This is a genomic window from Sphingomonas limnosediminicola, assembly GCF_039537965.1.
GTDB lineage: Bacteria > Pseudomonadota > Alphaproteobacteria > Sphingomonadales > Sphingomonadaceae > Sphingomicrobium > Sphingomicrobium limnosediminicola.
Map to the genome: position 1 here is coordinate 2,309,094 of NZ_BAABBM010000001.1, position 26,063 is coordinate 2,335,156.

The 26,063-nt window shown below is 63.9% G+C and carries 35 protein-coding genes; 17 read left to right on the forward strand and 18 right to left on the reverse strand.

From position 1 onward, the window contains the following. The first annotated feature begins 56 nt into the window (after window positions 1–56). The 6 genes from lgt (at window position 57) to ABD704_RS11750 (ending at window position 5,218) form a co-directional block, all read left to right on the forward strand. Window positions 57–950, forward strand: coding sequence for a prolipoprotein diacylglyceryl transferase (gene lgt / locus ABD704_RS11725; protein ID WP_344699871.1), 894 nt, complete (start codon window positions 57–59; stop codon window positions 948–950). Beyond that, the gene (locus tag ABD704_RS11730) at window positions 947–1,924 is read left to right on the forward strand and encodes a class I SAM-dependent methyltransferase (protein WP_344699872.1); all 978 of its coding nucleotides are present in this window, start codon (window positions 947–949) and stop codon (window positions 1,922–1,924) included. Before lgt ends, ABD704_RS11730 begins: the two co-directional genes overlap by 4 nt. Next, the gene (locus tag ABD704_RS11735) at window positions 1,921–2,427 is read left to right on the forward strand and encodes a GNAT family N-acetyltransferase (RefSeq protein WP_344699873.1); all 507 of its coding nucleotides are present in this window, start codon (window positions 1,921–1,923) and stop codon (window positions 2,425–2,427) included. The genes ABD704_RS11730 and ABD704_RS11735 overlap by 4 nt, the downstream gene beginning before the upstream one ends. Then, window positions 2,424–3,200: a peptidoglycan editing factor PgeF gene (pgeF, locus tag ABD704_RS11740; protein WP_344699874.1), complete on the forward strand. Its 777-nt coding sequence runs from the start codon at window positions 2,424–2,426 to the stop codon at window positions 3,198–3,200. Before ABD704_RS11735 ends, pgeF begins: the two co-directional genes overlap by 4 nt. A gap of 47 nt (window positions 3,201–3,247) precedes the next feature. Beyond that, complete coding sequence (locus tag ABD704_RS11745) at window positions 3,248–4,558, forward strand: cystathionine gamma-synthase family protein (RefSeq protein ID WP_344699875.1); 1,311 nt, start codon at window positions 3,248–3,250, stop codon at window positions 4,556–4,558. 105 nt (window positions 4,559–4,663) lie between these two features. Next, entirely contained in the window at window positions 4,664–5,218 is a 555-nt protein-coding gene (locus ABD704_RS11750) for an OmpA family protein (protein WP_344699876.1), read from the forward strand. 112 nt (window positions 5,219–5,330) lie between these two features. Here the strand turns inward: ABD704_RS11750 and ABD704_RS11755 are convergent, their stop codons facing one another. From ABD704_RS11755 to ABD704_RS11770, 4 genes are all read right to left on the reverse strand, one after another. Continuing rightward, entirely contained in the window at window positions 5,331–5,726 is a 396-nt protein-coding gene (locus tag ABD704_RS11755) for a hypothetical protein (RefSeq protein WP_344699877.1), read from the reverse strand. 171 nt (window positions 5,727–5,897) lie between these two features. Then, the gene (locus ABD704_RS11760; RefSeq protein ID WP_344699878.1) at window positions 5,898–6,569 is read right to left on the reverse strand and encodes an HAD family hydrolase; all 672 of its coding nucleotides are present in this window, start codon (window positions 6,567–6,569) and stop codon (window positions 5,898–5,900) included. Continuing rightward, window positions 6,566–7,330: an NTP transferase domain-containing protein gene (locus ABD704_RS11765; protein ID WP_344699879.1), complete on the reverse strand. Its 765-nt coding sequence runs from the start codon at window positions 7,328–7,330 to the stop codon at window positions 6,566–6,568. Before ABD704_RS11765 ends, ABD704_RS11760 begins: the two co-directional genes overlap by 4 nt. Beyond that, window positions 7,327–8,442 carry a CDP-alcohol phosphatidyltransferase family protein gene (locus ABD704_RS11770; RefSeq protein WP_344699880.1) on the reverse strand — a complete coding sequence of 372 codons (1,116 nt, stop codon included), beginning with the start codon at window positions 8,440–8,442 and terminating at the stop codon, window positions 7,327–7,329. The genes ABD704_RS11765 and ABD704_RS11770 overlap by 4 nt, the downstream gene beginning before the upstream one ends. A gap of 112 nt (window positions 8,443–8,554) precedes the next feature. On the opposite strand from ABD704_RS11770, the gene ABD704_RS11775 reads away from it, so the two are divergent. From ABD704_RS11775 to ABD704_RS11790, 4 genes are read left to right on the forward strand one after another with little or no spacing between them, the layout of a single operon-like run. Then, entirely contained in the window at window positions 8,555–9,661 is a 1,107-nt protein-coding gene (locus ABD704_RS11775; RefSeq protein WP_344699881.1) for an ABC transporter permease, read from the forward strand. Then, the gene (locus ABD704_RS11780) at window positions 9,658–10,458 is read left to right on the forward strand and encodes an ABC transporter ATP-binding protein (protein WP_344699882.1); all 801 of its coding nucleotides are present in this window, start codon (window positions 9,658–9,660) and stop codon (window positions 10,456–10,458) included. The genes ABD704_RS11775 and ABD704_RS11780 overlap by 4 nt, the downstream gene beginning before the upstream one ends. Next, complete coding sequence (locus tag ABD704_RS11785; RefSeq protein WP_344699883.1) at window positions 10,458–11,411, forward strand: MlaD family protein; 954 nt, start codon at window positions 10,458–10,460, stop codon at window positions 11,409–11,411. Before ABD704_RS11780 ends, ABD704_RS11785 begins: the two co-directional genes overlap by 1 nt. Continuing rightward, on the forward strand, window positions 11,408–12,001 hold the full coding sequence (locus ABD704_RS11790) for an ABC-type transport auxiliary lipoprotein family protein (RefSeq protein WP_344699884.1): 594 nt from the start codon (window positions 11,408–11,410) through the stop codon (window positions 11,999–12,001). Before ABD704_RS11785 ends, ABD704_RS11790 begins: the two co-directional genes overlap by 4 nt. A gap of 14 nt (window positions 12,002–12,015) precedes the next feature. On the opposite strand, the gene pepN is transcribed toward ABD704_RS11790, so the two are convergent. After that, entirely contained in the window at window positions 12,016–14,628 is a 2,613-nt protein-coding gene (pepN, locus tag ABD704_RS11795) for an aminopeptidase N (RefSeq protein WP_344699885.1), read from the reverse strand. A 158-nt stretch (window positions 14,629–14,786) separates the two neighbouring features. Here pepN and ABD704_RS11800 point away from each other — a divergent pair, with 158 nt between their 5' ends. Both ABD704_RS11800 and ABD704_RS11805 read left to right on the forward strand, forming a co-directional pair. Then, window positions 14,787–15,050 carry a DUF2171 domain-containing protein gene (locus ABD704_RS11800; RefSeq protein ID WP_344699886.1) on the forward strand — a complete coding sequence of 88 codons (264 nt, stop codon included), beginning with the start codon at window positions 14,787–14,789 and terminating at the stop codon, window positions 15,048–15,050. 47 nt (window positions 15,051–15,097) lie between these two features. Next, a complete protein-coding gene (locus ABD704_RS11805) occupies window positions 15,098–15,418 on the forward strand; it encodes a hypothetical protein (RefSeq protein WP_344699887.1) in 321 nt (106 codons plus the stop codon). Window positions 15,419–15,465: 47 nt separating this feature from the next. Here ABD704_RS11805 and ABD704_RS11810 read toward each other — a convergent pair whose 3' ends face one another. From ABD704_RS11810 to ABD704_RS11820, 3 genes are all read right to left on the reverse strand, one after another. Then, window positions 15,466–15,837, reverse strand: a complete 372-nt coding sequence (locus tag ABD704_RS11810; protein WP_344699888.1) for a hypothetical protein — start codon at window positions 15,835–15,837, stop codon at window positions 15,466–15,468. 110 nt (window positions 15,838–15,947) lie between these two features. Next, a complete protein-coding gene (locus ABD704_RS11815; RefSeq protein WP_344699889.1) occupies window positions 15,948–16,223 on the reverse strand; it encodes an excalibur calcium-binding domain-containing protein in 276 nt (91 codons plus the stop codon). A 345-nt stretch (window positions 16,224–16,568) separates the two neighbouring features. Continuing rightward, window positions 16,569–16,790 (reverse strand): hypothetical protein, encoded by a 222-nt coding sequence (locus ABD704_RS11820; RefSeq protein WP_344699890.1) that lies wholly within the window; start codon window positions 16,788–16,790, stop codon window positions 16,569–16,571. Window positions 16,791–16,871: 81 nt separating this feature from the next. On the opposite strand from ABD704_RS11820, the gene ABD704_RS11825 reads away from it, so the two are divergent. The 5 genes from ABD704_RS11825 to ABD704_RS11845 all read left to right on the forward strand — a co-directional run bounded on the left by ABD704_RS11825 (window position 16,872) and on the right by ABD704_RS11845 (window position 19,682). Continuing rightward, window positions 16,872–17,585: a thermonuclease family protein gene (locus ABD704_RS11825; protein WP_344699891.1), complete on the forward strand. Its 714-nt coding sequence runs from the start codon at window positions 16,872–16,874 to the stop codon at window positions 17,583–17,585. Between the two features lie 61 nt (window positions 17,586–17,646). Continuing rightward, the gene (locus ABD704_RS11830) at window positions 17,647–17,982 is read left to right on the forward strand and encodes a hypothetical protein (RefSeq protein ID WP_344699892.1); all 336 of its coding nucleotides are present in this window, start codon (window positions 17,647–17,649) and stop codon (window positions 17,980–17,982) included. A gap of 51 nt (window positions 17,983–18,033) precedes the next feature. Continuing rightward, entirely contained in the window at window positions 18,034–18,471 is a 438-nt protein-coding gene (locus ABD704_RS11835) for a hypothetical protein (RefSeq protein ID WP_344699894.1), read from the forward strand. A gap of 51 nt (window positions 18,472–18,522) precedes the next feature. Further along, window positions 18,523–19,089 carry a hypothetical protein gene (locus ABD704_RS11840; RefSeq protein WP_344699895.1) on the forward strand — a complete coding sequence of 189 codons (567 nt, stop codon included), beginning with the start codon at window positions 18,523–18,525 and terminating at the stop codon, window positions 19,087–19,089. Between the two features lie 23 nt (window positions 19,090–19,112). Beyond that, window positions 19,113–19,682, forward strand: a complete 570-nt coding sequence (locus ABD704_RS11845; RefSeq protein WP_344699896.1) for a thermonuclease family protein — start codon at window positions 19,113–19,115, stop codon at window positions 19,680–19,682. A 47-nt stretch (window positions 19,683–19,729) separates the two neighbouring features. Here the strand turns inward: ABD704_RS11845 and ABD704_RS11850 are convergent, their stop codons facing one another. The 10 genes from ABD704_RS11850 to ABD704_RS11895 form a co-directional block, all read right to left on the reverse strand. Further along, complete coding sequence (locus ABD704_RS11850; RefSeq protein WP_344699897.1) at window positions 19,730–20,125, reverse strand: DUF6632 domain-containing protein; 396 nt, start codon at window positions 20,123–20,125, stop codon at window positions 19,730–19,732. A 124-nt stretch (window positions 20,126–20,249) separates the two neighbouring features. Further along, window positions 20,250–20,576, reverse strand: coding sequence for a TraR/DksA family transcriptional regulator (locus ABD704_RS11855; protein ID WP_344699898.1), 327 nt, complete (start codon window positions 20,574–20,576; stop codon window positions 20,250–20,252). 208 nt (window positions 20,577–20,784) lie between these two features. Further along, window positions 20,785–21,279: a carboxymuconolactone decarboxylase family protein gene (locus ABD704_RS11860; protein WP_344699900.1), complete on the reverse strand. Its 495-nt coding sequence runs from the start codon at window positions 21,277–21,279 to the stop codon at window positions 20,785–20,787. Window positions 21,280–21,585: 306 nt separating this feature from the next. Beyond that, window positions 21,586–22,662 carry a ribonucleotide-diphosphate reductase subunit beta gene (locus ABD704_RS11865; RefSeq protein ID WP_344699901.1) on the reverse strand — a complete coding sequence of 359 codons (1,077 nt, stop codon included), beginning with the start codon at window positions 22,660–22,662 and terminating at the stop codon, window positions 21,586–21,588. A gap of 49 nt (window positions 22,663–22,711) precedes the next feature. Beyond that, a complete protein-coding gene (locus ABD704_RS11870; RefSeq protein WP_344699902.1) occupies window positions 22,712–23,023 on the reverse strand; it encodes a hypothetical protein in 312 nt (103 codons plus the stop codon). Beyond that, a complete protein-coding gene (locus tag ABD704_RS11875; RefSeq protein ID WP_344699904.1) occupies window positions 23,017–23,457 on the reverse strand; it encodes a PepSY domain-containing protein in 441 nt (146 codons plus the stop codon). Before ABD704_RS11875 ends, ABD704_RS11870 begins: the two co-directional genes overlap by 7 nt. Before the next feature lie 30 nt (window positions 23,458–23,487). Next, complete coding sequence (locus tag ABD704_RS11880; RefSeq protein ID WP_344699906.1) at window positions 23,488–23,703, reverse strand: hypothetical protein; 216 nt, start codon at window positions 23,701–23,703, stop codon at window positions 23,488–23,490. Beyond that, a complete protein-coding gene (locus ABD704_RS11885) occupies window positions 23,700–23,927 on the reverse strand; it encodes a hypothetical protein (protein ID WP_344699907.1) in 228 nt (75 codons plus the stop codon). The genes ABD704_RS11880 and ABD704_RS11885 overlap by 4 nt, the downstream gene beginning before the upstream one ends. Beyond that, window positions 23,912–24,040: a hypothetical protein gene (locus ABD704_RS11890; RefSeq protein ID WP_344699908.1), complete on the reverse strand. Its 129-nt coding sequence runs from the start codon at window positions 24,038–24,040 to the stop codon at window positions 23,912–23,914. The genes ABD704_RS11885 and ABD704_RS11890 overlap by 16 nt, the downstream gene beginning before the upstream one ends. After that, entirely contained in the window at window positions 24,037–25,908 is a 1,872-nt protein-coding gene (locus tag ABD704_RS11895) for a ribonucleoside-diphosphate reductase subunit alpha (RefSeq protein ID WP_344700541.1), read from the reverse strand. The genes ABD704_RS11890 and ABD704_RS11895 overlap by 4 nt, the downstream gene beginning before the upstream one ends. Between the last annotated feature and the right edge of the window lie 155 nt (window positions 25,909–26,063).

Sequence of the window (26,063 nt, forward strand, 5' to 3'; positions counted from 1 at the left end):
ATCCAGCGCTCTCCTTTGCCTTTGCGGCCACCCGCCTTATGAGGCGCTGTTCTTTGATGGGGAAGCCCTTGCAAGTCGCCGATTATCCAGGGTTCACGAAGTTCACGGACCTCGGCCTGTCACCCGTCGTATTCCACATCGGGTCGTTTGCCCTGCGCTGGTACAGTCTTGCCTATTTAGCGGGCATCTTCATCGGCTTCTGGTACCTGCTGAAGCTCATCCGCCAGCCGGGCGCGCCGATGGCCAGGCGCCACGCCGACGACCTCGTCTTCTACGCGGCGCTCGGAATCATTCTCGGCGGCCGGATCGGATACGTTCTTTTCTACAATTTCGGGGACTATCTCCGCCATCCGATCGAGATCCTTAAGCTGTGGGACGGCGGCATGTCCTTCCACGGCGGCGTGATCGGGACGTCGCTCGGCATTTTCTACTTCGCGCATAAGGAGAAGCTGAACTGGCTGCGCGTGCACGACTATGTCGCCTGTTGCGTACCCTTCGGCCTCTTTTTCGGACGCCTCGCCAATTTCGTGAACGGTGAATTGTGGGGCGCGGTGACGACGGTGCCTTGGGCGATCCGCTTCCAGGAGCTGAACCAGTATCGCGAGCTCGTCACCGGCCCGCCGCGTCATCCGAGCCAGCTGTACGAGGCATTCCTCGAAGGTATCGTCCTGTTCGCCATCCTTTCGTGGATGTTCTGGAAGACGCAGTCGCGGTACGAGCCGGGCAAGCTCGTCGGTGCGTTCCTGTTCTTCTACGGCCTCTTCCGCTTCGGCGTGGAATTCATCCGTGAGCCCGACAGCCAGCTGATTGCCTTCACCCAGGCGACCCATTTGCACATGGGCCAGTGGTTGTCGCTGCCGATGATCCTTGGCGGCCTGTATCTGATGCTCACAGCCAAACGCCGCCGCGTCCGCGTCGAGCCGACCGTCGGAACCGCCTCGGTCGCGTGACGCCGCTCGAGCGGGCATTGCGCGAGCGCATTGCTGCCGAGGGTCCGATCAGCGTCGAGACCTTCATGCACGCGTGCAATGAATATTATTACGCGACGCGCGATCCGTTGGGTGTTGGCGGCGATTTCACCACGGCACCGGAAATCAGCCAGATGTTCGGCGAGATGGTTGGGGCTGCGGTCGCCGATGCGTGGAAGCGCGCCGGATCGCCGGCCAGCGCGGCCTATGTGGAGCTAGGGCCGGGGCGAGGGACGCTCGCTGCCGACGCGTTGCGCGTGCTTCGCGCTGCTGGCTTTGCGGGCGGCGTGGACTTCGTTGAGACCAGTCCGATGCTGCGCGACGCGCAAAAGCGCGCCGTACCAAACGCGACCTGGCATGACAGAATCGAGGGCCTGCCGCAGCGCCCGATGCTTCTGGTTGCCAACGAATTCCTCGACGCGCTTCCGATCCAGCAACACGTCGGCGGCATCGAGCGGCGCGTCACAGTGGCGGCAGGTGGCCTGGCTTTCGATCGTGACGGAGAGATTGTCGAGACGTCGCCAATTCGCGATGAAGTTGCGGCGACGATTGCACGCAGGCTGCTCGCCGATGGCGGTGCCGCCTTGTTCATCGATTACGGACACTCCAAAAGTGCGCCCGGCGACACGCTTCAGGCGGTTCGTGAGCACCGCTTCGCGCCGGTGCTCGCCGATCCGGGAGAACAAGACCTGACTTCCCACGTCGATTTCGAATCGATCGGCATTGCGGCGCGCAACGCTGGGGCTGGAGTGACGCCGGTTGCGGTCCAGGGCGACTGGCTGATCCGGCTCGGTATCGAATCTCGCGCGCAATCGCTGTCGCGCGCCAATCCCGACCGCGCGGGCGATGTCGAAGCGGCGCTGCGTCGGCTTACCTCGCCGGATCAAATGGGTCAGTTGTTCAAGGTGATCGCAATTCACTCGCCCGATTGGCCGGCGCCCGCGGGCCTCGCATGACGCGCTATCGCGACGGTGAATTGGCCGACGCCGAAGCGCTCGACCGCATCTTCCGCACCAGCTTCTGCGATACCTTCGCGCACCTCTACAAAGACGAAGATTTGCAGGCGTTCCTCGGTAGCTTCGGTCTCGAGGATTGGCGGTCCGAACTGCGGGACCCCAGTTACGCCTTCCGCATCGCAGAAGTCGATGGCGAGCCAGTCGGTTACGTGAAGCTCGGGCCGATGGCATTGCCGGTGGAGACGGCCGCCACCGGCATGGACCTCAAGCAGTTCTACATCCTGAAAGAACATCACGGCGCCGGCATCGCGCAGGAGCTGATGGACTGGGCGCTCGTCGAAGCGCGGCGGCGCGGCATCGAAGAGCTTTATCTTACCGTCTATGTCGACAATCACCGCGCCCGGCGTTTCTACCACCGCTATGGCTTCGAAGCGGTTGGCCGCTACGATTTCATGGTCGGCAACCACCCGGATGAAGACACGATCATGCGGAAGAAGCTGTGAGCGGCGTGGAGATCATCCGGGCGACCTCGCTCGGGTCGCTGCCGCACGGCTTTCTCGGTCGGCGCGGCGGCGTTTCGACGGGAGAGCTCGAGGGCCTCAACGTCGGCTATGGCAGCAACGACGACCGCGCCGCCATCGACGAGAACCGCCGCCTTGCAGTCGCCGCCGTCCTGCCCGGCGCGGAGATGGCTACCGTCCACCAGGTCCATTCGGGCGAAGCCGTTTATGTCGAGCAACCGTGGCCGCAGGCGGAGCGGCCGCACGCCGATGCGATGGTGACCGACCGGCCGGGCATCCTGCTCGGGATCCTTACCGCCGACTGCGCGCCGGTGCTGTTCGCCGATGTCGAAAGCGGGATCGTCGGCGCAGCGCACGCGGGTTGGCGGGGGGCGGTCGCCGGTGTCACCGATGCGACCATCTCGGCCATGATCGGCCTCGGCGCGCGCCGCGATCGCATCAGGGCGACCGTCGGTCCGTGTATCGCGCAGCCATCTTACGAGGTCGACGGTGCGTTCCAGCAGCGCTTCCTCGACGAAGACCCGGACAACCACCGTTTCTTTAAGCCAGGACCATCGGGCAAGCCGCACTTCGCCCTGGAGGCCTTTGTCGTCTCGCGCTTGGTCGCGGCGGGGATCGAAGAGGTCGAAGCGCTGCGCCTCGACACTTATGCCGAGCCCGACCGGTTCTACAGCTTCCGCGGAGCCACTCACCGGGGCGAAGCGGACTATGGCCGACAAGTCAGCCTTATCGGCCTCCCTCGAACTTCAGCTTGACCATGTTCGGAGGCGGGGCCTAGCGACCTCGGCCAAGGAGAACAGTTTTGCCTACCGAAGACGAAATCAGCGGCGTCCCGACCCAACACCGCCGGCCGCGCCCGTCGCCGACCCAGATCGGCAACCGCAAGCTCACCGCGCAGTCGCTGATGCTCGGCTATGGGTTTGACCCCGAACTGAGCGAGGGATCGCTAAAGCCGCCGATCTTCCTGACGTCGACCTTCGTGTTCGAGAATGCGGCCGCGGGTAAGCGCTTCTTCGAAGGCGTGACCGGCAAGCGTCCCGGTGGCGCCGAAGGCCTCATCTATTCGCGCTTTAACGGGCCCAACCAGGAGATCCTCGAGGACCGGCTGGCGCTTTGGGAAGACGCCGACGACGCACTTGCTTTCTCGAGCGGCATGTCGGCGATCGCTACGCTGTTGATGACCTTCGTTCGACCGGGCGACTGCGTCGTCCACTCCGGGCCGCTCTACGCCGCGACAGAAACGCTCATCGCCAAGATCCTCGGCCAGTTCGGCGTTCACTGGGTCGATTTCCCATCAGGCGCGACGCGCGAGGAAATCGACGCTGCCATCGCCAAGGGCAGGGAGAAGGGCCGCGTCAGCCTCATCTATCTCGAAAGCCCGGCCAATCCGACCAACATGCTGGTCGATGTCGAGGCAGTCTCGGCGGCGCGCGATGCCGCATTCGGTGCCGATGAGAAGCCGCCGATCGCCATCGACAACACCTTCCTCGGCCCGCTGTGGGCCAAGCCGCTGGCGCAGGGCGCGGACCTATCGGTTTACAGCCTCACGAAATATGTCGGCGGGCATAGCGACCTCGTCGCCGGCGGCATCGTCGGCGAGAAGGGGCTGATCAATCAGATCCGTTCGTTCCGGAATACGATCGGTACGATCTGCGATCCGAACACGGCGTGGATGCTGCTTCGGAGTCTGGAGACGCTGGAACTCCGCATGACCCGCGCAGGCGAAAATGCCGCGAAGGTGTGCGACTTCCTGCGCAGCCACCCGAAGGTCGAGAAGATCGGCTATCTCGGCTTCCTCGAAGAAGGATCGCGCCAGGCGGACATCTACAAGCGCCACTGCACTGGCGCGGGATCCACCTTCTCGCTCTATCTCAAGGGCGGGGAAGCGGAGGCGTTCCGTTTCCTCGACGCGCTGCAGATCGCAAACCTCGCGGTCAGCCTCGGCGGCACCGAGACGCTGGCCAGCGCGCCGGCCGCGATGACGCATTTGTCGGTTCCCGACGAGCGCAAGAAGCAGCTCGACATCACGCCGAACCTTGTGCGCATCTCGATCGGCGTCGAGGATGCGGACGACCTCATCGCCGACTTCGCGAATGCGCTGACGGCGGTTTAGGGGGGGACAAGACAGACCTTCGTCCTACGTAAAAGCACTGATTGGGATTTGCTGCCCCGATTGTAATTCAAGAGCCTGCTGAGAACGATCCTCGGGAGGCCGCCCTTGAGTACCAAGCCTTCGTTGGCGACATCGACCCTGACGCGACGGAAGGTCGGCTGGAGTTTGGTTGTCCTTGCGGCGATTGCCGCAACGGCCTTTCTGGCCATGCGGAATTTCGCATCGGTTAACCGCGCCCCTGACTCGCCGGCCGACGAGCGCCTGGTCTGGATTGGCACGAAGACCATTCTCCTGACCCCGGATCAACTCGGGCGAGAGATGGCGGAATGGTATAATTCCAGCGAGGAGGCCACGCTTGCCTTCGAGCTGAGCGACCTGTCTTTCGTCCCCAATTCAAGCGAAGTCAGCCCTGTCGGTCTCGCGAGGGTAAGGCAGATCGCGCGTCTGATGCAGGATCATTCGGCCATCACCACCCACATCGCGGCGCCGGTGAATGTTCCGAGCCCGGCGGACAAGGTGCTTGATGATCAGCGAGCGGTGAGTTTTCGCGGTGCTCTGGTTGCGCAGGGCGTGGATGCGTCCCGCGTCACCATCGTGACCGAAGACGACAGCACCCCGACCGCGAGAGAGTCGCAAATCGTCGTCCACCTCATGAAGTAGCCAACGAACGCGCTTCCCGCGCGATTGAAGAGGCACGCTTGGGTCAGGAGAAAATCGCCGTCAGGCGAGGCGCTCGCCACAATCGGTGACGAACGCCTCGTGAAGCCCTTCGTTAGTGCGGCTGATTTGCGCAGGCCACGTCATATTGCGAAACGGACGCAGTGTTGCGCGAGTTTTGCGGTTGCTCGCCGGCATATTTGGAGCCGGCCGTGCCGCCATCCTGATTGAATGCCGAGCCCGGTGCCGTCCCGGAATTGCCCGGAGGCGAGCCGGTTGTCTCACAGGATTGCATGGGCTGGCCCGTGGCGTGCTGCGGGGAGTTCAGGTGATTGTATCCGCCGCCATTTCCGGTCGGCGACTGAGTGGTCGTCGGCGTGGTAGTAGAGGTCGGGCCATGCATTGCCGCACCACCGCCTGGAGGCGCGCCACCTGGCGGAGCGGCGAAAGTGATTGCGGGTGCAACGGCAAAAGCTCCAGCCACCATCACGGTGATTAAACTGCGTCTCATGGCAGAGGTCCTTCATGTGCCGTGGCGCCCCTGTTGTGCGCAAGTTCGCGCGTCTGCCACGTGGTCTGAGCGACTTACGCTCGCTCATATCACTAACACGACGGGTTACAGGTCGTTCCTCGCTCCGGCTTGGGAAGAACTGTGTTCGCCGACATCATCGAGGAGCCCGGACTAGCCCCAATCTTCGATGGCCCAGCCGCGCTTCTCCGCCAACCGGCGGAGCTTTCCATGCGGGTTCACCGCGACCGGTTCGTCCGACCATTCGAACGCGGGCGCGTCGGAGACGTGGTCCGAATAGAAGCGGACATGTCCGTGCACACCCCTCAGGCCCGACTTGTCGACCCAGTCGGCGATCATGCGGAGCTTGGCGGGGCCGTAGCAATTCTCGCCCGCGATCTTGGCATGCACGCGCTCGTCGAGGCCAATGATCGAGCCGGTGCCAATGACGTCGTCGAAGCCCAGCCTTTCAGCGATAGCGTCTGCATAGAGGCGGTAGGAGGCGGTCGCGAGCACGAGGCGGCGGCCTTGCTCCTTGTCACGGGCGAGCGCCTTGCGCGCGCCGGGGCGGATATTCGAGGCGGCCTGCCGGTCCGCGAAGCTGTCGACGAGCGGCTTGAGGTCGCGCGGATGTACCTTGCCGCCCAGAAGTAGCCGGTGGTTGATTTCCTTGAGCCGGGCGCGGTCGATCAGCCGAGCGGCATAAGCAAGCATCGAGATGACGACGAGCGGCAGGAAGACAAGCCTCCAAGGCGCGCGCCGCACTGCGCAGTGCAGGAGGAAGGGCGTGTATGTCGGCCACTTCGTCAGCGTGCGGTCCATGTCGTAGACGGCAAGATCGCTCATGCGCGGCCCGCCAATATGGCTTCGGCGAGGGCGTGATCCTCCGCCTTGTCGACATCGACGCCGGCGATCGGGTTGCTGAGGCGTACGGCACAGATGGTGAGCGCAAGCTTGCGACCGAGACGGGCCAGCACATCGTCGATGGTCAGCAGGCGCAGCAACGTACCGAGCAAGGCCGCCGGCCCAAGCAGGGCGATCAGCTTCCACCCCTTCTTGCGGTCCTGCTCGACGGATCGCCACAGCTCGATTGCCGGGGCCACCTTTGGCGATCCGAGGACGAACAGGTTCGCGCCGGTGAAGCCGCCGTCGCGGAAGTTGAGCCACGTGCGTTTGCTCGCCGGCAGGCGCGCCATCAGCGCGGCCTTCCCGACGATTCCGACGGCGAGGTCGGCACTGGCTGCGCCTGCGCAAAATTCGTCGACGGTAGCAGAACCGAGCAGGGCATGGTCGGCAGTCGTCACCAACACCGGCCAATTGATCGTGGGGTCGTTGCACAGCTCAAGCATGGTCGACGATATCGTTGCACCTGACACCCGCATCTTCAAACGCGGATCGCTCGGCAGCGCAGAGGCAAGCCGCTCCGGCGCCTGCGACAGAATGATCACATCGCCGACGCTCTTGCTGGCGAGCAGCGCCTTGACCGGTCGCACCACCATTGGTTCGCCGCCGACGGGAATGAGCGCTTTGAGATCGGTCCCGAACTGCTCCGCGAACGCATCGCGCCCGGGCCGAGACCCCGCGAGCACGATGGCGGTGTAGGTCACGCCTCTAGCCAGGATACGATTCGCTGACCGCGTGCCGCGACCTCGCTCGCCTGCGCGAGGCGCACGGCGTGGAAGATCAGGCTGACGATGGTCCACCAGGCGACCAGCTCCAGCCCGATGTCCGGGCGGCTGAATAGCAGGGCGCCGACGAGGATCACCATGTTCGGGTTTCGGCGGGCGGTAATCAGCCGGAACTGGCTGTCGATGCGCTTCCACACGTGGATGTGCATGCCGTCGAAGCGCTTGATGAAAAGCCCCTCGATGACCCGTTGCGCGACGTAACCGATCACGATGGCCCAGATGACCATCGTCGCGGTTAGCGGCTCCAGCGGGCGTCCGTACGCCGCCAAGCCGTGCAGCCAGGCCCACCACCAAAATGGCGGGTGTATGAGGTCGATGCCATGATCGAACACCTCGCCCCACTTGGACGACGCGCCGGTCACCCGGGCCAGTTTCCCGTCGACGGTGTCGAGCACCATGAAGATGAAACCGGACAGCGTCCCCAACCAATATTCGCCCTGCCAGAAGAGGTAGAAGGCAAGGGCGCAAAGGATGCCGCCGATGAGCGTGATGAAGTTGGGCGACAGGCCTGCGCGCGCCGCCCAGCGGGTCAAATAGAATGCCGGCTTGCGCCACAGATAGAGCGTCAGGACGTCTGTCACGCCCTTGTAAGCCGCATCATAAGCGGCGCGCTCGGCGGGTTCAGGGTTGGCTGGGTCCAGCCGAAGCACGAACGGCCGCTCGCGCTTTCGCAGCTCGGCATAGTTGAGCCGCGTGGTCTCCGCGTCGAGCGCATCGAAACCCTCGAGCGCTTCGCCCTGTTCGAGCGCACACGTGGCTTCAGAGGGGTCGCCGGTCACGTGGGCCATCACGGGCCTGCCACCTAGCGTCAGCACCGCACCGGGCCGTCCGCGCATCGCCTTCAGCCAAGCTGGATCCCAGGCATAACCCATGCTCGCCAGGAGCACCGGCCGCCCGTCGCTAACCGTGTCGGCGCACTCGAATCCGGCGTTGGTCGCCAGCCGGCACGCCCGGTCCCGCGCATCCATGCCAAAGACCCGTGCCGCGTTGGAGCCGACCGGAACGAACAACAGGGGCGTCTCGCTGGCCATTGCTGGCGCGCATAGAGGCGAGCGACGGGGCAGGGAAGGCCTGCAATGGGTCGCAGTCTTAAGGCCACGTCACTTGCCCGGCCCACTCATTTCGCGCACACATCCGCCTTAAATGGCTGAACCTAGCGAGAAACAGGCGGATGAACCGAACGGCTCGGTCTATAAGGTGGCCGGTGCGCTGACCATCACGCGCGCCGCCACGACCCAGCGCGAAATCGACGCTCTGTCCGATCCCATCACCATCGATCTCAGTGAAATCAACAGGATGGACACGGTCGGCGCGTGGATCGTCTATCGCACCGTCCGCGACCGCGGCGCAAAGGTGATCGGCGCGAGTCACGACGAGGTAAGCCTGCTCAAGCAAGTGTCGGAGTTCGACCATCCCGCCAAGGTTCGGCCTGAGGAGCGGGCCAGTTTCGTTCGCGTCCTTTCCGAAATCGGCCAGGCAATTGCCGAGGTTGGCAATACTCTCGTCGGACTGCTCGGATTTCTCGGCGCAGTGCTGATCGGTTTCGCCAACGTCATCCGCCGCCCGGCCCGCCGCTTCCGACTCAACGCCGTGGTCCAGCGCTTCGACGTCGTCGGCGTACGCGCGCTGGGCATCATTGGCCTGATGAGCTTCCTCATCGGCATCGTCATCGGCCAGCAGGGTGCCGTCCAGCTCGAGCAGTTCGGCGCCGAGGTTTACACGATCAATCTGATCGGCCGCATCACCGTACGAGAGCTCGGCGTGCTGATGACCGCCATCATGGTCGCTGGCCGATCCGGCTCCGCCTTCGCGGCGCAGATCGGCACGATGAAGATCACGGAGGAAATCGACGCCATGCGCACCATCGGCGTGTCGCCGATCGAGGCGCTGGTGCTTCCGCGCATGATGGCGTCGTTCCTCATGATGCCGCTGCTTGGCTTTTGGGCGATTGTCATGTCGCTGCTCGGCGGCGGGATCTTCGTCTGGCTCGACCTTCACATCCCGCCGGGCACCTACATCCAGCGTTTGCAGGAGGTTATCCCGCTAACCGACATGTGGATCGCGCTCATCAAAGCGCCGGTGTTCGGCTTCATCATCGCGCTTGCGGGATGTTTCCAGGGCATGCTGGTGCAGGGCAACAGCGAGGAGGTCGGCGCCCGCACGACCACTGCGGTCGTCCAGTCGATCTTCCTCGTGATCGTGCTCGATGCCGTTTTCGCAGTGTTCTTCAGCTCGATCGGATGGAAATGACGACGCCGAAGGATTGTCATCCGATCATCGAGGTGCGGGGCCTGAAGAACGCCTTCGGCGAGCAGGTCGTCCACGACAATCTCGACCTCACCGTCTGCCGCGGAGAAATTCTCGGCGTCGTCGGCGGTTCGGGCACCGGCAAATCGGTGCTTCTCCGCTCGATCATCGGGCTCCAGACGCCTGAGACCGGGACCATCGAGGTGCTCGGCGAGAACATGGTCGATCGAACGGAAGATGAGGCCAAGAACATCCGTCGCCGCTGGGGCATCCTGTTCCAGAACGGCGCGCTTTTCTCGACACTGACCGTCGCGGAGAATGTCGAAGTCCCGATCCGCGAATATTTTCCCTACATCACGCCGCCGCTGCTGGACGAAATCGCATCCTACAAGATCGCGATGGGCGGCCTTCCGGCGGACGCGGGACCCAAGTTCCCGTCCGAGCTTTCAGGCGGCATGATCAAGCGCGCCGGCCTCGCCCGCGCGCTAGCGCTCGACCCGGAACTGCTCTTCCTCGATGAGCCGACGGCTGGCCTCGATCCGATCGCCGCGGCTGCGTTTGATCAGCTGATCCTGTCGCTGCAGAAGCGGCTGGATCTCACCGTGTTCCTGATCACGCACGACCTCGATACGCTTCACTCGATCTGCGACCGCATCGCGGTGCTGGCAGACAAGAAGGTCATTGCGGTTGGAACGATTCCGGAACTCTTGGCTTTGGACCATCCTTGGATACAAGAGTATTTTAATGGGCCGCGGGGGCGTGCTGCTGCAGCCAGCTATGAGCATGAGGTAGTGGCCTAGTGGAAACGCGATCCAACTATGTGATGGTCGGCGCGGTAACGCTCGCACTCCTCGTCGGCGTGCTGGCCTTCATCGTCTGGCTTGCCGGCCTCTCGAACAAGGCCACCAAATGCTATGACATCTATTTCTCGCAGGGCGTCGGCGGCCTCAACAAGGGCTCGAACGTCAGCTTTTCTGGTGTGCCGGTGGGTCAGGTGCAGAAGATTTCGCTGCTGCCGAACCGCCCCGAATTCGTCTGGGTGCGCATCGAGGTCGATAATGAGACGCCGGTGCTCCAGGGCACGAGCGCGCAGATCAAGGGCGTCGGTTTCACCGGCGTAAGCGAAATTCAGCTCGACGGCGCACAGCGCGGCCGCCCGCCGATTGATCAGCTAGGGCCGCAGGGCTGTCCGGTGGTTCCGTCGAGCTCCGGCGGTCTCGGCGCCCTGCTGAACAGCGCGCCGGAACTGATCGACCGCATCCAGCGGCTGACCGAGCGCCTGACGGAGCTGCTGAGCGACAAGAACCAGAACTCGATCTCCGACATCCTCGAGAATATCGACCGTACCAGCAAGGTACTGGCCGACCGGTCGCCCGAGATGGCCGACGCCATCGTTCAGGTCCGCATCGCCGCGCACAATGCGGGGCTGGCGGCAGGCAATGTCGCGGCTCTGTCGGACAACACCAACCGGCTGGTGACGGAACAGGGGCGGCCGGCCGCTGAGGATTTGCGCAAGGCAATCGCCTCGATCCAGCAGGCGACCGATAATTTGAACGGCATGCTTACCGACGCCCGGCCGGGCGTTCAGAACTTCAGCAAGTCGACGCTGCCCGAAGCCAATCGCATGGTCCACGACCTACGTGAGCTGACGCAGTCGCTGAAGTCCGTGTCCGACCGGGTGAACCAGCAAGGGATCGGCGGCACGCTCGGGCCCGAGAAGCTGCCCGACTACAAGCCAGGGAAACGCAAATGAGGTTGCTTACGACGACGGCCGCGACGGCCTTGGCGCTGTGTCTCGCTGGTTGCAGCGGGTTGCTTGGCGGCGGAAAGCCGCCCGCGACCTTGTTCTCGATTACGCCGGACGCACCAGAGCCCGCTTCGATCGTTCGCAGTTCCGCGCCGGGTCAGGCGGTTACCATCGAAACTCCCATGGCGGCACGAGAGCTTGGGACGGTTCGCGTTCCGGTCCAGGTCTCTCCGACCAACGTCGAATATGTCGCCCAGATGCAGCTCGTTGACACGCCGCCAAAGCTGTTTGCGGCGTTGCTTGCCGAAACCGTGCGGCGGACGACCAATCGCCTGGTCCTCGATCCCGGCCAGGCGACGCTTGATCCGGGACTGGTGGTCAACGGGACGCTGCAGCGCTTCGGCTACGATGCGGCTTCGGGGCAGGTGATCGTCCAGTATGACGGATCGTTGTCGACGGCCGGCGGCGCACGCGTCGAAACAAGGCGCTTCACCGCGACCTCACCGGCCGACGGTACGGCCGTATCCGTCGGCCCGGCGCTGAACCGCGCATCGAACCAGGTTGCCGCAGAGGTGGCGAAATGGATCGGCAGCTGAGCCGCTCGGGGCTTCTACGCGAGGCTCTTCGACACCTGCTCGAACACGTCCTTCGATAGACCCGGCACCGCGACGATCTGCTCCAGCGCCTCGCGCATCATTGCCGCGCGCTTCGGCTCGAACCGCTTCCAGCGCCCTAACGGTGGCACCATCCGCGCCGCGATCTGCGGGTTCAGCTTGTCCGCCGCGATGATCATGTCCGCCAGGAACGTGTAGCCACGCCCGTCTGCGCTATGGAACGCCCATTGGTTCGCGCCGAACGAGCCTACCAGTGAGCGCAGCCGGTTTGGGTTCGTTATAACGAAGTCCCGATGCGCGGCGAGCTTGATCACTTGGTCGACCGTGTCGGGGCGCTGCGCCGCAGCTTGCAGGCCGAACCATTTGTCGAGCACCAAAGCATCGTCGTGAGAGCGTTGATAGAAAGCATCGAGCGCTTCCTGCCGCTCCGGCGCATCGAGAGAGACGAGAACGCCAAGCGCGCCCTGGCGGTCAGTCATGTTGTCGGCGCGATCAAATTGCGTTTTTGCGAGCCTCGCAGCTCCTTGCGGATCGCCGGCCGAGAGCAATCCTAGCGCGACGGTGCGAAGGCGGCGGATACCCTTGGCCTGGGGCGACAAATCGGCGCCGGATACGCTGTCCGACCGATGGGCGAATAGCAGCACGTCCGACAAGGCCGAGCCCACCGATTTCCGCAGTCCTTCCCGGGCGGCGTGGATGGCGTCGGGGTCGACCATGTCCATTCGGTCGGCGATCATCGCTTCCGACGGCATCAGAATCGCTTCGCCTTTGAACGCGGGGTCGAGCGAGTTCGACTTCAGCGTCGCGCCGATCGCGCGGATGACGGACTCGGGGTCCATCGCCTCGCCGCGAGAGCCGGCGACGAGCGCGAGCATCATCAATTCCTGCATCGCTTCGTAGCGGGCGAATGGATCCGTATCGGCCTGGGCTAGCCGTTCGAGCTCATCGTCCCCTCGGTCGGCCGACACCGTGATTGGTGCCGAGAAGTTGCGGTTGATCGATAGCAGCGGCGTCTCATCGACGCCTTCGAAGGTGAAGCTCTGCTGCGGCTGGTCGAGAATGAGCAGTCGCTCGGCAGCAATTTCGCTGCCGCTTTGCTCGCCGATTAGGGCGGTCTTCAGCGGGATCGGCATCGGCTGCTTCACCGGCTGGCCGGGCGTCGGCGGTACGCTCTGTTCAAGATGCAGCGTTGCCGTCCGGCTCGCCGCGTCATGGTCCAGCCGCGCTTTGACGCGCGGCGTGCCGGCCTGGCTGTACCAGATCTTGAACGGCGTCAGATCGCCGCCGCTGCCGTCCTCCAGCGCCTTGACGAAATCGTCGCAGGTCGCCGCTTCGCCGTCGTGCCGCTCGAAATAGATGTCGGTGCCGGCGCGAAACTTCTCCGGGCCGAGCACCGTCGCCATCATGCGAATGAGCTCGGCGCCCTTGTTGTAGACGGTCGCCGTGTAGAAGTTCGAGATCTCGATGAAGCTGTCGGGCCGGACCGGGTGGGCGAGGGGGCCCGCATCCTCCGGGAATTGCGCCGCGCGCAGCACGCGAACGTCCTCGATGCGCTTGACCGCCGGGCTGCCGATATCGGCGCCGAAGCTCTGGTCGCGGAAGACGGTGAAGCCTTCCTTCAGGCTCAGCTGGAACCAGTCGCGGCAGGTGACGCGGTCGCCCGACCAGTTGTGGAAATACTCGTGCGCGACGACGCGGGCGATATTGTCGAAGTCGGCGTCCGTGGCCGTTTCCTGGTCGGCCAGCACATAGGCAGAGTTGAAGATGTTGAGGCTCTTGTTCTCCATCGCGCCCATGTTGAAGTCGCTGACGGCAACGATGTTGAACAGGTCGAGGTCGTACTCGCGCCCATAGACCTTCTCGTCCCACGCCATCGACAGCTTGAGGCTCTCCATCGCGTGCGCAGTCTTCGGCAGGTCCGCCTCGCGTACCCAGATGAACAGGTCGACCTTGCGGCCCGACATGGTCGTGAAGCTGTCCTTGTTGGCCTTGAGGTCGCCCGCGACGAGCGCGAACAGGTAACAGGGCTTTGGAAAGGGATCTTCCCATTCCGCCCAGTGGCGGCCTTCGGCGCCGTTACCCTGCGCAACCCGGTTGCCGTTGGACAACAGGATCGGGAACGCTCTCGCGTCGCCTTCCATACGCACGCGGTACTTCGACAGCACGTCGGGCCGGTCGGGAAAGAAGGTGATGCGTCTGAAGCCTTCCGCCTCGCACTGCGTGCAGAGCATCCCGCCGGACGCATAGAGTCCCATCAGCTTGGTGTTCGCCTTGGGCGCGATTTCGACTTCGGTCTCGACCGTAGCACGGTCGCCGGCGATCTCGACCACCAGCTGCTCGCCGTCGATCCGGTAGGCTGCGTCGGCGCCATCCACCTTGACCGAAACCAGCTTCACCTCGTCGCCGTCGAGCCGAAGCGGCCGGTCATGCTCGCCGTTTTTCTTGACGGTCAGGGTCGCGCGAACGCGCGTCCGCTCGGCGCCCAGATCGAAGTCGAGGGCGATTTCCGGCACCAGCCAGTCGGGCGGGCGATAATCTTCGCGACGGATGGTGAGATGGGCCGGCGCCAGGGGCGCCTCGGCGAGATCGGTGTTGCGTACGTCAGCCATAGGGGCCGGGACTTAGGGCCCGGCTGCCTCGCTCACAACCCGCGCAAATGGTGCCGAATGACTCGTGGCCGAAACAAGCGTAAGCGCCGCGCGTTAGCGTGCATCCCAGTCGGCGGCGGAGCGTTCAAGCACGCGAGCCCAAAGAGGAGAGCAAGGCAATGAGCGGCATTGATAACGTTCGTGAGCATATGGAAGTCATCGGCGCCGACGGCGTCCACATCGGGACCGTCGATAAGGTCGAAGGCGACCGCATCAAGCTCATCAAGGCTGACAGCGGGCTCGCCCATTCGGACCATCACCATTACCTTCCCGCCGGTCTCGTGGCCGAAGTCGAAGGCGATAAGGTGCGGCTGAGCGCGCGCGGCGATGTCGTCGCCGACCTGTTCGAAACCGAAAAGAGCGGCCAACCGATCGACGACTAGGCCGAGCGGGTGTTGCAAAGCAGCCGCCCGGGGCGCAGTCCAATCTCATGAAGAACAAGGGCGAGTTGGCGCCCATCGAGTCGCGTCGGTGGACTCGGCCAGCGGACTATGGCGGCGTATTCGCGCGACGTGTGACTGCGCGGCGCAAGCGCGAGGCGATCTACCGGACGCAACCGGAGGCGCCTCAGCTGCTGCTGAGCACGCTTCCCTTCCTCGCTTTGATCGGCGCGCTCGCGCTCCTTGCGATCGGGATCATGGTCATGGCTTTTCCCGGAAACCAGCCGCAGCACAAGGTCGCGTCCGTCCAGCATGAGAAGGGCGTTGCCGCGAATGGCTGGCTAAAGGAAGCCGAGAAGGAATTTCACTAATTAGGGGTCGGCGAGCGACTGTTCCGAGCGCTCGCCCACCTTCGAAGCTAGCAGTGGAGTATGTCTCCACTGAACCACTTGCGCTCACAGCCCTGGTTCTGAGTGACCCAGCGCGGATATGCGCGGTCGGGACGATCGTGCCACCAGTCGTTGTAGCTGTCGGCATCCCAGCTGCGGTTGTTGTAGCGGGCCCATTCGCCGCCATACCAGTCTAGCACTACGTCGGTACGCGCGCGCCGGCGCATATCGCCGCGACCGCCGAAGTTGCCATCGCCTGAGTGGCCGGAGCGGAAATTCGTGCCTGCCGACGGGTTGGTCGACGGCGCGAAGCTAGTCCCCTGGTCATATTGAGCCGCTGCCGGTGCGGCGGAGACTGCAACGGCCAGCGTGGCCGTCACGGCAAGCAACACATTCCTCATGTCGCGAGCTCCTGTTGAGTCGTCCGTTTCGGACGCGACATGAACGCAGGACTTTCCTGCTTGTTGCAATGGTTAATTTTGGGACGGTTCCCTTTGGGTCAGGCGCCAGATCAGGGTGGACAAGCAACGCCGTCGCCGTCCGGATCGAGATCCTTGCTGTAGCCGGGATGCCCCGGAAACAGCGGCGCCTTGCCGGCTGCTCGCACGGCGGCGCAATTATCGAAGTGGACAGTCTCCTGCACCTCTTCGGCCGTCTCGCGCGAACCATCGTCCGCAACGGACGGCAGAGCCGCTTGCGAAGATGCAGGGTTCGACCATTTTGACCAGGCATAGCCGCCAGTCAGCCCAAGGATGACCGCTGCTGCGAGGAGGAAGATCGCGCGCATGCTCCGGCTGTCCCACCGCGGGATTGAAGAATGGTTAACGTGGGCCCGCTGCGCTGCCGCCTTTTCGTAGCTCATAACCTGCATAATCCGGCAGTCCGCTAACCGGAAAGTAAGTACGTCCGCGTTACGATGGCGTTATGAGCAGGCACTGGAAACCTGACGTTGAGATCGCGCGGACCCGTGGGCAGCGCCGCAGGACGCCGTGGCCGGAAGGGGCTACCGTCGGCCTGCTGGTCATCGCTGCCGCCTGTCTCGGCATTGCTGCCGTGCTCTACCAAGTCGCCGGACCGCGCGATGTCATCGAGGACGATTCCGGGGTCGACTGGAACGCGTGGCAGTACGCCTTTAGCTCTCGCGGTCGCGCTTTGCGGCCATCAGATAAAGTATGAGCCCAAGACCTAGGAAGCCGCCCATCGCCGCGCCCATCGTCGATCCGACCGTGCGGTGGAACCCCGGCGCCACGCGCTCGGGATGCGCCGCGCCCAGGCTGGCGAGATAGAACCAGATCCCCGCGAGCAGCAGCTCGACGAGTACGATCGCAAGCAAGGCGCGTGTTTTCTTCGACATGACGGCCCCCCGTTCGAAGTGTGGCGCCATTGTACACGTCGGTGCCTGGAGTCGCTAACCCGACAGTAAGCTTCCTGACTTATGTTGGTGACCGTGGGGAGGCACTGGCGCCCTGAAGGCGAGATCGCTCGCATCATCCCCGTCAGCGAACGCGGGCAGGACTGGACGCGCATCGACGGCTATGTCGGCGCGGTCCGCAGCCGCAAAGTCTGGCTTCTGTTGGCTATTGCTGCAGCGGTGATCGGCGGAGCGGCCGCGGGCGTCTACTACGACGGGAGGAACGTGCCCGCCGCTGCGTCTCCATACAATGGAATCGAGTGGAACGCCGTGCAGGCAGTCCCGAAGCGAGCGCCGGATCCGGAAGACATCGCGTGGAAAGACCGCTCGGTGCTCCTCGACGGCCCGGCTCCTTCGCAGGACGCCCTCGTGGATCGCGGCGATGGTGCGGCGCCCGTTGCCGGACCGACCAGGAAGGCCGGTTTGGGCATCACCGTCATCGACGGCGATACCTTCAAGCTCGGCAACGACACCGTTCGCGTCGCGGGCATCGATGCACCGGAAACACATCCGCCGAGGTGCATGGAGGAAGCCCGCCTCGGCCTGGCCGCCACCGAGCAGCTCCGGGACCTGCTGAGCAGCGGGACGGTGACCCTGTCGGACAGCGGGGTCGACCATGACCAATACGGCCGTTTGCTACGCAACGTCGCTGTCGATGGCCGCGACGTCGGGCAGGCGATGATCGCTGCCGGATTGGCGCGGCCCTTCGGCAGCGGCCGTAAGCCGTGGTGCGCCTGAGCCGCCAATCTCAACTCTTTGGTGACGGGTACCGGGTTATGGCCGCCACATGAGCAGCACATTGATCGCCCGCTATGTGACCCCTTGGAAGTTCCGGCGAGAGCAGGATGCACAGCGCCTTCATGCAATCCGCCAGCGGGACGGCGACGATTGCCGCCGCTGCCGCCGGCCGATGCGTTTTGACCTGCCGGCCGGTCACGACTCGGGCCCGAAAGTGGAAATCATCGTCCCTGCGACGACTGATGAGGAGGAAGCGCTCGACAATCTCTGCTTGTGCCATCGGCGGTGCAATGCCGAGAACGCCGACTTCACCCGCGAGGTGCAGGAGCGTGTTCGCCGCAAGAACGAGGCCGAGTTGTTTTCCCGCTCCCGCAGGCGGGCCGCCAAGCGCGCATAACTTGCGAATATTCTCCGGCGGCTCCTAAAGTGAGCGCGAGGGGAGGGTCGGATGAAATCATCGGTCATTCTTGTTGCGGCGGCTGCCGCAGGGCTCACGGCCTGCGGAGGAACGGACAGCACGAACGCGTCTGCTAACGCCACGGTGAATGCGGCCACTGCCGAGTCGGCCAAGGCGAAACATCCAACCTATTGCTTCTACAAGGACAGCGCGACCAAGGCTTGGACCGCCGCCCGTGACAAATCAGGCAACCTGACGGTCAAGGGCAAGGTGCATCTGGACGATGCCGCCTATCGAGGTGATTTCGCCCCGGGCGAAGTCGACGGGGACAAGGCCAGCGTCTGGCTCATCATGAACCCCAACACCGGTTACGCCAGCCCCGACGGCTGGTGGGACGTCACCGCGACGATCCCCGACAGCAAGGCGGCGAAGAGCGTCGCGGTGATGTGCGGCAAGAAGACGGTGGCGACGCTAACGCCGAAAAGCTGACGTTTGGCCGGTTCATCGCGGCGCAAGGCAGCAGGGCACAGGTCTCGGTTCATGATCCTCACTTTCGCCGCCGCTGCTGCAATGTTCGGGGTGCCTGCCGAAGCGCCGGCGCAAGCAGCGCCCGAAAAATCGGCGACGACCGATTGCTCGCCCCGAGCGCCGGATCCGAACAGCCGCGAGGTGATCGTTTGCGTGCAGAAGCCGCAAGGGTTCCGCATCGATCCCGACGTGATGGCGGCGAAGAAGGCGCGGCGGCAGGCGCTCGCCGGACGGACAAAGACGCCGCAGGAAAAGATGCGGGACAATGGCTGCACTGTCGTCGGCGCGGCCGGCTGCGTGTTCGATCAGCCGGGCATCAACCTGCTCGCGGTGGCAGCGACCGCGGCGGAAATCTCGGCCCGTCTGGCCAGAGGGCAGGAGATCGGGAGCATCTTCGTCACCGATCCGCAGAAGAGCGAATACCAATATTACCAGGATGCGAAGAAGGAGCGCGAAACCAAGGAGACCGACAAGCGGGTGAAGGAATATGCTGCCAAGGCGAGGGCTGCGGCGCCGCCCGCGGACGCAGCGCCGGCACCCAATTCGGGGACTGATGCGCAAAAGGTAATTTCTCAGTAAGCATGTCCAGCTAGGTTCCCCAAGTGAGCAAGCCCTGGAAACCTGGCCGCCAGACCGTCGCCCTAGGCAAGTCGCGCATCCGCCGCGACCCTGTTCCGGTCGCCAAGCCAACCGTGATCCGCGTTGCTTCCCCCGAAGCGGAGATGTGGGGCGGCGTGACCGGCATCGTCCTGTTCGCCATCGGCATCGCCGTGCTGATTATCGGCGTTGGAGTCGCGACTTTCTCTAAATATGCCTCAATCGACGAGGCGCGGGCGCTGCAGTTCAACCAATGCTATAACGGCGGGCAGAATTGCGTGTTCGACGGCGCCACCATCCGTGTCGACGGAACCAAGATCGCCATCGCCGGCATCCAGGCGCCACAGATCATCGGCGCCAAATGCTCAGCCGAGCGGAGCCTTGGCATCGACGCAGCCGTCGGGCTGGCCGAGTTGCTCAACAGCGGCAAAGTGTCTACCGGCAAGCCCTTTCGCGACTATTACGGCCGCGACGTGAGCAAGGTGCTAATCGACGGCCGCGACGTCGGCGAGATCATGGTCAACCGCAACGCCGCGCGCAAATACGACGGCACCACCTACGACTGGTGCGACTGACGCACTCGTGCGGCCAAGGTGTCACGCGCCCCGGCCGCAGCTGAATATCAGGAGGCCATTCGCGCCTGCGTTGCCGTGCCGCGGGAAATGAGCACGCCAAGCACGACCGCGACGATGAGCAGGATCGGCACATCGCCGGTCAAATGGCCCTTCATCATTGGGTTACGCATCGATTCCCAGCCCATGATGAGCGCGTGGACGATGCTCGACACGACCACGAACCAGATGAGAGACGCATTCGCGGGCGGATCTTTCGCGGCCATGATCATGAACACACCGAGCGTCGCGTAAACGCCGACGATCATCAGGAAATAGTCGCTCGAAGCCGGGCTGCCTTCATGCCACGCCCAGCCCGAAGGCCAGAACATCGCGAGCGGATAGATGAGGCAGAACGCGATACCGAACAGGACGAGCGCACCGGACAATGCCTTGTTGTCGGACATAATGTGAACCCCCTCCACGTGCGGCGGACAGAAGGTGTCCGTCGGAGGCGCAAGCTAGCATTCCGGGTGCGTAATGTCTTGGCGTAATCCTGGAAAAGCGCGAAGCGCTCGGCGTGCCTAGCGCCTATTTGGCGTTACGGGCGCAGTTGATGCACAGCGCCGCCTCGGGGCGGGCCTGGAGCCGTTCGGGCCCGATCTTCTCCCCGCAGGCTACGCATGTTCCGTAGGTGCTGTCGGCGATGCGTGAGAGCGCGCGCCTGACGGACGCGATTTCCTTTTCGACGAGCGCCGCCTGATGCTCCAGCGCTTCGTCATCTTCCTGTTCGACGGCGAACTCGTTCCAGTCGGGATCGGCTGGTTCCGACAAGTCGCGGGCTAGGGTCGTCAGCCGGGCTTCGAGCTCGGCGAGAGCGGCCTCGAGACGGGCGCGGACCTCAGTCGTGTCGGGCATCGGCGACCTTTCGAATGCTGCCGCACAAAGAAAAGGACCGAGAGCAACTCTCGTTACTCCCAGTCCCTGTCACCAGAGTTCTTAGGCCCCGGTGGCAACGTCCTTCTCGCACCCTCGGGCCGGCCCGAAAATACGTAGATTCACGGAGTGGCGGCGGTCTCAGTTATCAGTGCTGGTTTGGATTCGGGTTCAAGTGAGGCGTCATGCCTCAAGCCGGCTCGGCCGCTTTCTCCGTTGAAGGCGCCCTCGCGAACATGGCGCGGTCGTATTGCGCCCGGCTGCTGATCGCGATGCGGTTCCAAGCGTTGATCTGGACGGCGGCGAGGGTCAGCCAGGCGATCTCGTCGTCGTTGAAATGAGCTTTGAGCGCATCGAAGGCCGGCTTCGACGCGCCGCTATCGGCGATCAGGGTCACTTCCTCGATCCAGGCAAAGGCGGCGCGCTCCTTTTCCGAATAAAGGGTCGATTCCTCCCACGCATCGAGCAGAGTCAGGCGCTCGACTGGCTCGCCGTCGTGAAGCGCCTCGTCGGTGTGCATCGCGATGCAGTAAGCGCAGCCATTGATCTGCGACGCGCGCAGCTTCAGCAGGTGCAGCAACTTGCGATCGACATGCTGCATGATCAGCCCTTCGAGCTGAAGAAAGTGACGGTAGGCGTCGGGCGCGATCTTCGACAGATCCATGCGGAGGGGTTCGGCGGGCATGATGGTGCTCCTGCGTCGGGTGGGCGACTCGGGATCCACCTAATGCTGCCGGTACGCGATTTCTACCGACGGGGGCACGGTGTAGTCCGCGCGCGGCTGGTGGAGATGATCCTTCCCCGAGACGTTTCGGACGGCTGGTTGTCGAATGCCGGGCCGGCTAGTCCGACGTTTCTTAGTCGCGTGCGAGCTCGGTGGTTTCTCGCTGAGCAGCACATAAAGGCGCAGGCCGAAGAAGATTGCTACGCGCTAGAAATGTGATGACTGATACTTGAAGTGCGCTCCGTCAGCCGATGTTGCCCGCAGCCGTCACTCCGCCGCGACCCCGCTAGCTTCGAACATATCCGGCCCCGCCTTCGCTGACGCATCGGCCGTCGAGCCTTCGCCGTCGTTGGCGACTTCGGCCTTTGCCTTCATGCGGCGGTCGAAATTATCCCAGACCTCGTTCCAGTTCCCGCGCGTGGCGCCCTTCGAATATTCGGTCGCCCGGGTCTCGAAGAAGTTGGCGTGCTCGACGCCGTTGAGGAGCGGGGCGAGCCAGGGGAGCGGGTGTTCGTCGACCATGTAGATCGGCGCGAAGCCGAGCTGGCCCAGGCGCCAGTCCGCGATGTAGCGGATGTACTTCTTGATCTCCTTGGGCGTCATGCCGTTGACCGGGCCCTGTTCGAACGCGAGGTCGATGAACGCGTCCTCCAGCCGGACCGTCTTCTGGCAGACGTCGAGGATGTCTTCGCGCACCGCCTTGGTCAGGCAGTCGCGTTCCTTCACGAAGGTGTGGAACAGCTTGATGATGCCTTCGCAGTGAAGGCTCTCGTCGCGGACCGACCAGCTGACGATCTGGCCCATGCCCTTCATCTTGTTGAAGCGCGGGAAGTTCATCAGCATCGCGAAGCTGGCGAACAGCTGCAGCCCCTCGGTGAAGCCGCCGAACATGGCGAGCGTCTTGGCGATGTCCTCGTCATTGTCGACGCCGAACGTGCTCAGGTAATCGTGCTTGTCCTTCATCTCCTTGTATTGGAGGAAGGCGCTGTACTCGCTCTCCGGCATGCCGATCGTGTCGAGGAGGTGCGAGTAAGCGGCGATGTGCACCGTCTCCATGTTGGAGAAGGCGGTCAGCATCATCTTGATCTCGGTCGGCTTGAACACGCGGCCGTATTTGTCGTGGTAGCAATCCTGCACCTCGACGTCGGCCTGGGTGAAGAAGCGGAAGATCTGCGTGAGCAGGTTGCGCTCGGTCTGGTCGAGCTTCTGCGCCCAGTCGCGGCAATCCTCGCCGAGCGGCACTTCCTCGGGCATCCAGTGGATCTGCTGCTGGCGCTTCCAATATTCGAACGCCCAGGGGTATTCGAACGGCTTGTACTGCTTGCGGGCTTCTAGGAGGGGCATGCTTACGCTCCTTTGGAACTGAATATGGGGATGGCGGGCGCGGGGTTCATCAGTCGATCCTCCGCGCGCGGACGTCGATGATGCGGTCGCGGGTGACGGTGTGCCCGCGCTTGGCGCCGACGCCGAAGACGACGATGCCGAGGAAATAGCCGAAGTCGTACCAGCCGCCGTTATTGGGCACGGCGTAGATGGCGACGTTGCTCACGAACAGCGAGACGATCCAGGCGACCGGGAAGATGAAGCCGTGCCACAGGCCGAGCAGGAAGCCTGGCGCTTGCGGCGCGACCGCGTCGGCCTGCTGCGTTGCGGCGCAGGCGGTGAGGGCGGTAGCGAGGCATGCCGCCGCCGCCTGTTTCACCAAAAGAACTTGCCGCCGCGCACCTTGCCGCCGTGCTGCGTCTTGGCCAGCCGGCCGCGCCACAGCTGAATGTACATCCACAGGCCGGAGAAGCTGAAGAACAGCAGCGCCAGGCCCGACATGATCGAAATGATCGTGCCCACCGGCCCGAAGCTCTCGCCCGAGTGGAGGTTGTGAAGCAGGCCGAGGTTCCACGCGCCGGGCTTCTGCTTGGGACGGCAGCTCATGGTATCCGGGCATTTGAAGCCCGGCGGCGCGACGGGTGCCGCCACCGCGGCGCGCGCCTCGCTCTCGAACCCGCCCTTGTTCACCAGCTCGCCGATCTGGCTGAGTAACCCGGTCGCCGAGATCCACAGCAGAAAGACGCCGAACAACGTTGCCAGCCAGCGATGCCATTTGCGCAAGTTCAAAACCTCCGTTTTGCGAATCGTTCGCAAAAAGCGGACGCGCGTGTTTTTGGCAAGAGCTCATCGGCCGGCCCCCGCATTGAGATCGAGCGGCGCGGTGCGCTGGTAGGCGATCGCGAAGCCGGCGATGACGATCCCGAAGGCGGTCATCATCATGCCGCCGATCAGCATCGCGGCGTAACGCGGCTGCTGCTCGCTCTGGTGGCGGATGGCGGTGACGAGCAGGCCAAGGCCGACGACCGCCGCGACGGCGCCGAGGATGATGAAGCCGGTCATCGGCGCTGCGCCGCCTCAAGCTCGGACGACGACGGGCGATAGTCGAGGCCGCCGAGCGCGTGGACGCCGAGGATCGCGGCTACGACGAACAGCAGGACCGCACCCTGGCTGCCGTAACTTTGGTCGGCATCCTTGCGGGCGCGGTAAAGCCACACGCCTGCGCCGAGGATGACGGCTGCTGCAACGAGCTCGATGATGCGGCCGCCGGTCATCGCCGCAGCCACTGCGCTCCGATGGCGAGGGTGGCGACGGTCGCGATCAGGTCGAGCGCGATGAGGCCGAGCACGACCGCGCCTGCACCCTTGGCGACGGTGCGGAGCGAGAGGGCGCGCTTCACTGACACGCCAGACACTCGTCATAGTCTGTGCTCGACGGGAGCTGGATTTCCTTGAGCTCGGGCGTGTTGTCCGCCTCGACGCCGCCGGCGAAGCCCGCGCGCTGCACCGACTTGGAGCGGAGGTAGTAGAGCGACTTGATACCGAGCTCCCACGCGCGGAAGTGGAGCATCATCAGGTCCCACTTGTCGACGTCGGCCGGGATGAAGAGGTTGAGCGACTGCGCCTGGTCGATGAAGGGCGTGCGGTCGGCCGAAAGCTCGAGCAGCCAGCGCTGGTCGATCTCGAACGACGTCTTGAACACGTCCTTTTCTTCCTGCGTCAGGAAGTCGAGGTGCTGGACGCTGCCGCCCTGCTCGAGGATCGAGTTCCAGACCTGCGCGCTGTCCTTCGACTTCTCCTTCAGCATCTTCTCGAGGTACGGATTCTTGATCGAGAAGGAGCCCGACAGGGTCTTGTGCGTGTAGATGTTGGCCGGGATCGGCTCGATGCAGGCGCTGGTACCGCCGGCGATGATCGAGATCGACGCGGTCGGCGCGATCGCCATCTTGCAGCTGAAGCGCTCCATGACGCCCATGTCGGCGGCGTCGGGGCAAGGCCCGCGCTCCTTCGCCAGCATCATCGACGCCTGGTCGACCTGCGCGCGGATGTGCTTGAACATCTTGAGGTTCCAGCTCTTCGCCATCGCGCCTTCGAACGAAAGGCCGCGCTGCTGAAGGAAGGAGTGGAAGCCCATGACGCCGAGGCCGACGCTGCGCTCGCGCTCGGCGCTGTACTTAGCGCGCGCCATCTCGTCGGGTGCGCGGGCGATGTAGTCGCTCAGCACATTGTCGAGGAAGCGCATGATATCCTCGATGAAGCGCTTGTCGCCGTTCCACTGGTCCCAGGTTTCGAGGTTGAGCGAGCTGAGGCAGCACACGGCGGTGCGGTCGGCGCCGAGGTGATCGCGGCCGGTCGGAAGCGTGATTTCCGAGCAGAGGTTGGACGTCGATACCTTGAGACCGAGGTCGCGGTGATGCTTCGGCATCGACCGGTTCACCTGGTCGATGAAAATGATGTACGGCTCGCCGGTCGCAAGGCGGGTCTCGACCAGCTTCTGGAACAGCGAGCGGGCGTCGACCTTGCCGCGCTCCGACCCGTCCTTGGGGCTGCGCAGGATGAATTCGTTGCCCGCGCGCACGGCTTCCATGAACTCGTCGGTGATCAGCACGCCGTGGTGGAGGTTGAGCGCCTTGCGGTTGAAGTCGCCGCTGGGCTTACGAATCTCAAGGAACTCCTCGATCTCCGGGTGTGAGACGTCGAGGTAGACGGCGGCCGAGCCGCGGCGCAGCGACCCTTGCGAAATCGCCAGCGTCAGGCTGTCCATCACGCGGACGAACGGGATGATGCCGCTGGTCTTGCCATTGAGGCCAACCGGCTCACCGATGCCGCGCACGCGGCCCCAATAGGTGCCGATGCCGCCCCCCTTGGACGCGAGCCAGACATTCTCGTTCCAGATTTCGGTGATTGCCTGCAGGCTGTCGTCGACGCTGTTCAAATAGCAGCTGATCGGGAGGCCGCGGCCGGTGCCGCCGTTCGACAGCACAGGCGTCGCCGGCATGAACCACAATCTGGAGATGTAATCGTAGACGCGCTGCGCGTGCTCGGCATCGTCCGAATAAGCGGCGGCGACGCGCGCGAACAGGTCCTGGTAGCTTTCGCCCGGGAGCAGGTAACGGTCGCGAAGCGTGTCCTTGCCGAACTCGGTCAGCAGGGCATCGCGGCTGTCGTCCGTCTTCACGTCGAACTTCAGCGCATCGACGCGCTTGCTGCCGGAGGTGGCGGTCGAAATGTCGTCGCTCGTTACTTCAGAGCCGGTCGAAAAATCCATCGCGCTTCCCCGTTCCTCGGCAGCCTCTTCGAGCGCCGCCTGTTCCTGTATTGTTCGACTCGGTGCCATCAGGACATCCTAGCCTATTTCCGGCGTTCGAAGGGCCTTTTTAACCATTCGTCCCTGTGGAAACCGGGGACGAACCTGTCCATCAC

Bases quoted from the DNA above. Each gene is read 5' to 3' on its own strand.
- lgt (WP_344699871.1), top strand. From the start codon at position 57: ATGGGGAAGCCCTTGCAAGTCGCCGATTATCCAGGGTTCACGAAGTTC.
- ABD704_RS11735 (WP_344699873.1), top strand. From the start codon at position 1,921: ATGACGCGCTATCGCGACGGTGAATTGGCCGACGCCGAAGCGCTCGAC.
- ABD704_RS11755 (WP_344699877.1), bottom strand. From the start codon at position 5,726: ATGAGACGCAGTTTAATCACCGTGATGGTGGCTGGAGCTTTTGCCGTT.
- ABD704_RS11760 (WP_344699878.1), bottom strand. From the start codon at position 6,569: ATGAGCGATCTTGCCGTCTACGACATGGACCGCACGCTGACGAAGTGG.
- ABD704_RS11770 (WP_344699880.1), bottom strand. From the start codon at position 8,442: ATGGCCAGCGAGACGCCCCTGTTGTTCGTTCCGGTCGGCTCCAACGCG.
- ABD704_RS11775 (WP_344699881.1), top strand. From the start codon at position 8,555: ATGGCTGAACCTAGCGAGAAACAGGCGGATGAACCGAACGGCTCGGTC.
- ABD704_RS11780 (WP_344699882.1), top strand. From the start codon at position 9,658: ATGACGACGCCGAAGGATTGTCATCCGATCATCGAGGTGCGGGGCCTG.
- ABD704_RS11790 (WP_344699884.1), top strand. From the start codon at position 11,408: ATGAGGTTGCTTACGACGACGGCCGCGACGGCCTTGGCGCTGTGTCTC.
- pepN (WP_344699885.1), bottom strand. From the start codon at position 14,628: ATGGCTGACGTACGCAACACCGATCTCGCCGAGGCGCCCCTGGCGCCG.
- ABD704_RS11800 (WP_344699886.1), top strand. From the start codon at position 14,787: ATGAGCGGCATTGATAACGTTCGTGAGCATATGGAAGTCATCGGCGCC.
- ABD704_RS11805 (WP_344699887.1), top strand. From the start codon at position 15,098: ATGAAGAACAAGGGCGAGTTGGCGCCCATCGAGTCGCGTCGGTGGACT.
- ABD704_RS11810 (WP_344699888.1), bottom strand. From the start codon at position 15,837: ATGAGGAATGTGTTGCTTGCCGTGACGGCCACGCTGGCCGTTGCAGTC.
- ABD704_RS11815 (WP_344699889.1), bottom strand. From the start codon at position 16,223: ATGCGCGCGATCTTCCTCCTCGCAGCAGCGGTCATCCTTGGGCTGACT.
- ABD704_RS11820 (WP_344699890.1), bottom strand. From the start codon at position 16,790: ATGTCGAAGAAAACACGCGCCTTGCTTGCGATCGTACTCGTCGAGCTG.
- ABD704_RS11825 (WP_344699891.1), top strand. From the start codon at position 16,872: ATGTTGGTGACCGTGGGGAGGCACTGGCGCCCTGAAGGCGAGATCGCT.
- ABD704_RS11835 (WP_344699894.1), top strand. From the start codon at position 18,034: ATGAAATCATCGGTCATTCTTGTTGCGGCGGCTGCCGCAGGGCTCACG.
- ABD704_RS11840 (WP_344699895.1), top strand. From the start codon at position 18,523: ATGATCCTCACTTTCGCCGCCGCTGCTGCAATGTTCGGGGTGCCTGCC.
- ABD704_RS11850 (WP_344699897.1), bottom strand. From the start codon at position 20,125: ATGTCCGACAACAAGGCATTGTCCGGTGCGCTCGTCCTGTTCGGTATC.
- ABD704_RS11855 (WP_344699898.1), bottom strand. From the start codon at position 20,576: ATGCCCGACACGACTGAGGTCCGCGCCCGTCTCGAGGCCGCTCTCGCC.
- ABD704_RS11860 (WP_344699900.1), bottom strand. From the start codon at position 21,279: ATGCCCGCCGAACCCCTCCGCATGGATCTGTCGAAGATCGCGCCCGAC.
- ABD704_RS11865 (WP_344699901.1), bottom strand. From the start codon at position 22,662: ATGCCCCTCCTAGAAGCCCGCAAGCAGTACAAGCCGTTCGAATACCCC.
- ABD704_RS11880 (WP_344699906.1), bottom strand. From the start codon at position 23,703: ATGACCGGCTTCATCATCCTCGGCGCCGTCGCGGCGGTCGTCGGCCTT.
- ABD704_RS11895 (WP_344700541.1), bottom strand. From the start codon at position 25,908: ATGGATTTTTCGACCGGCTCTGAAGTAACGAGCGACGACATTTCGACC.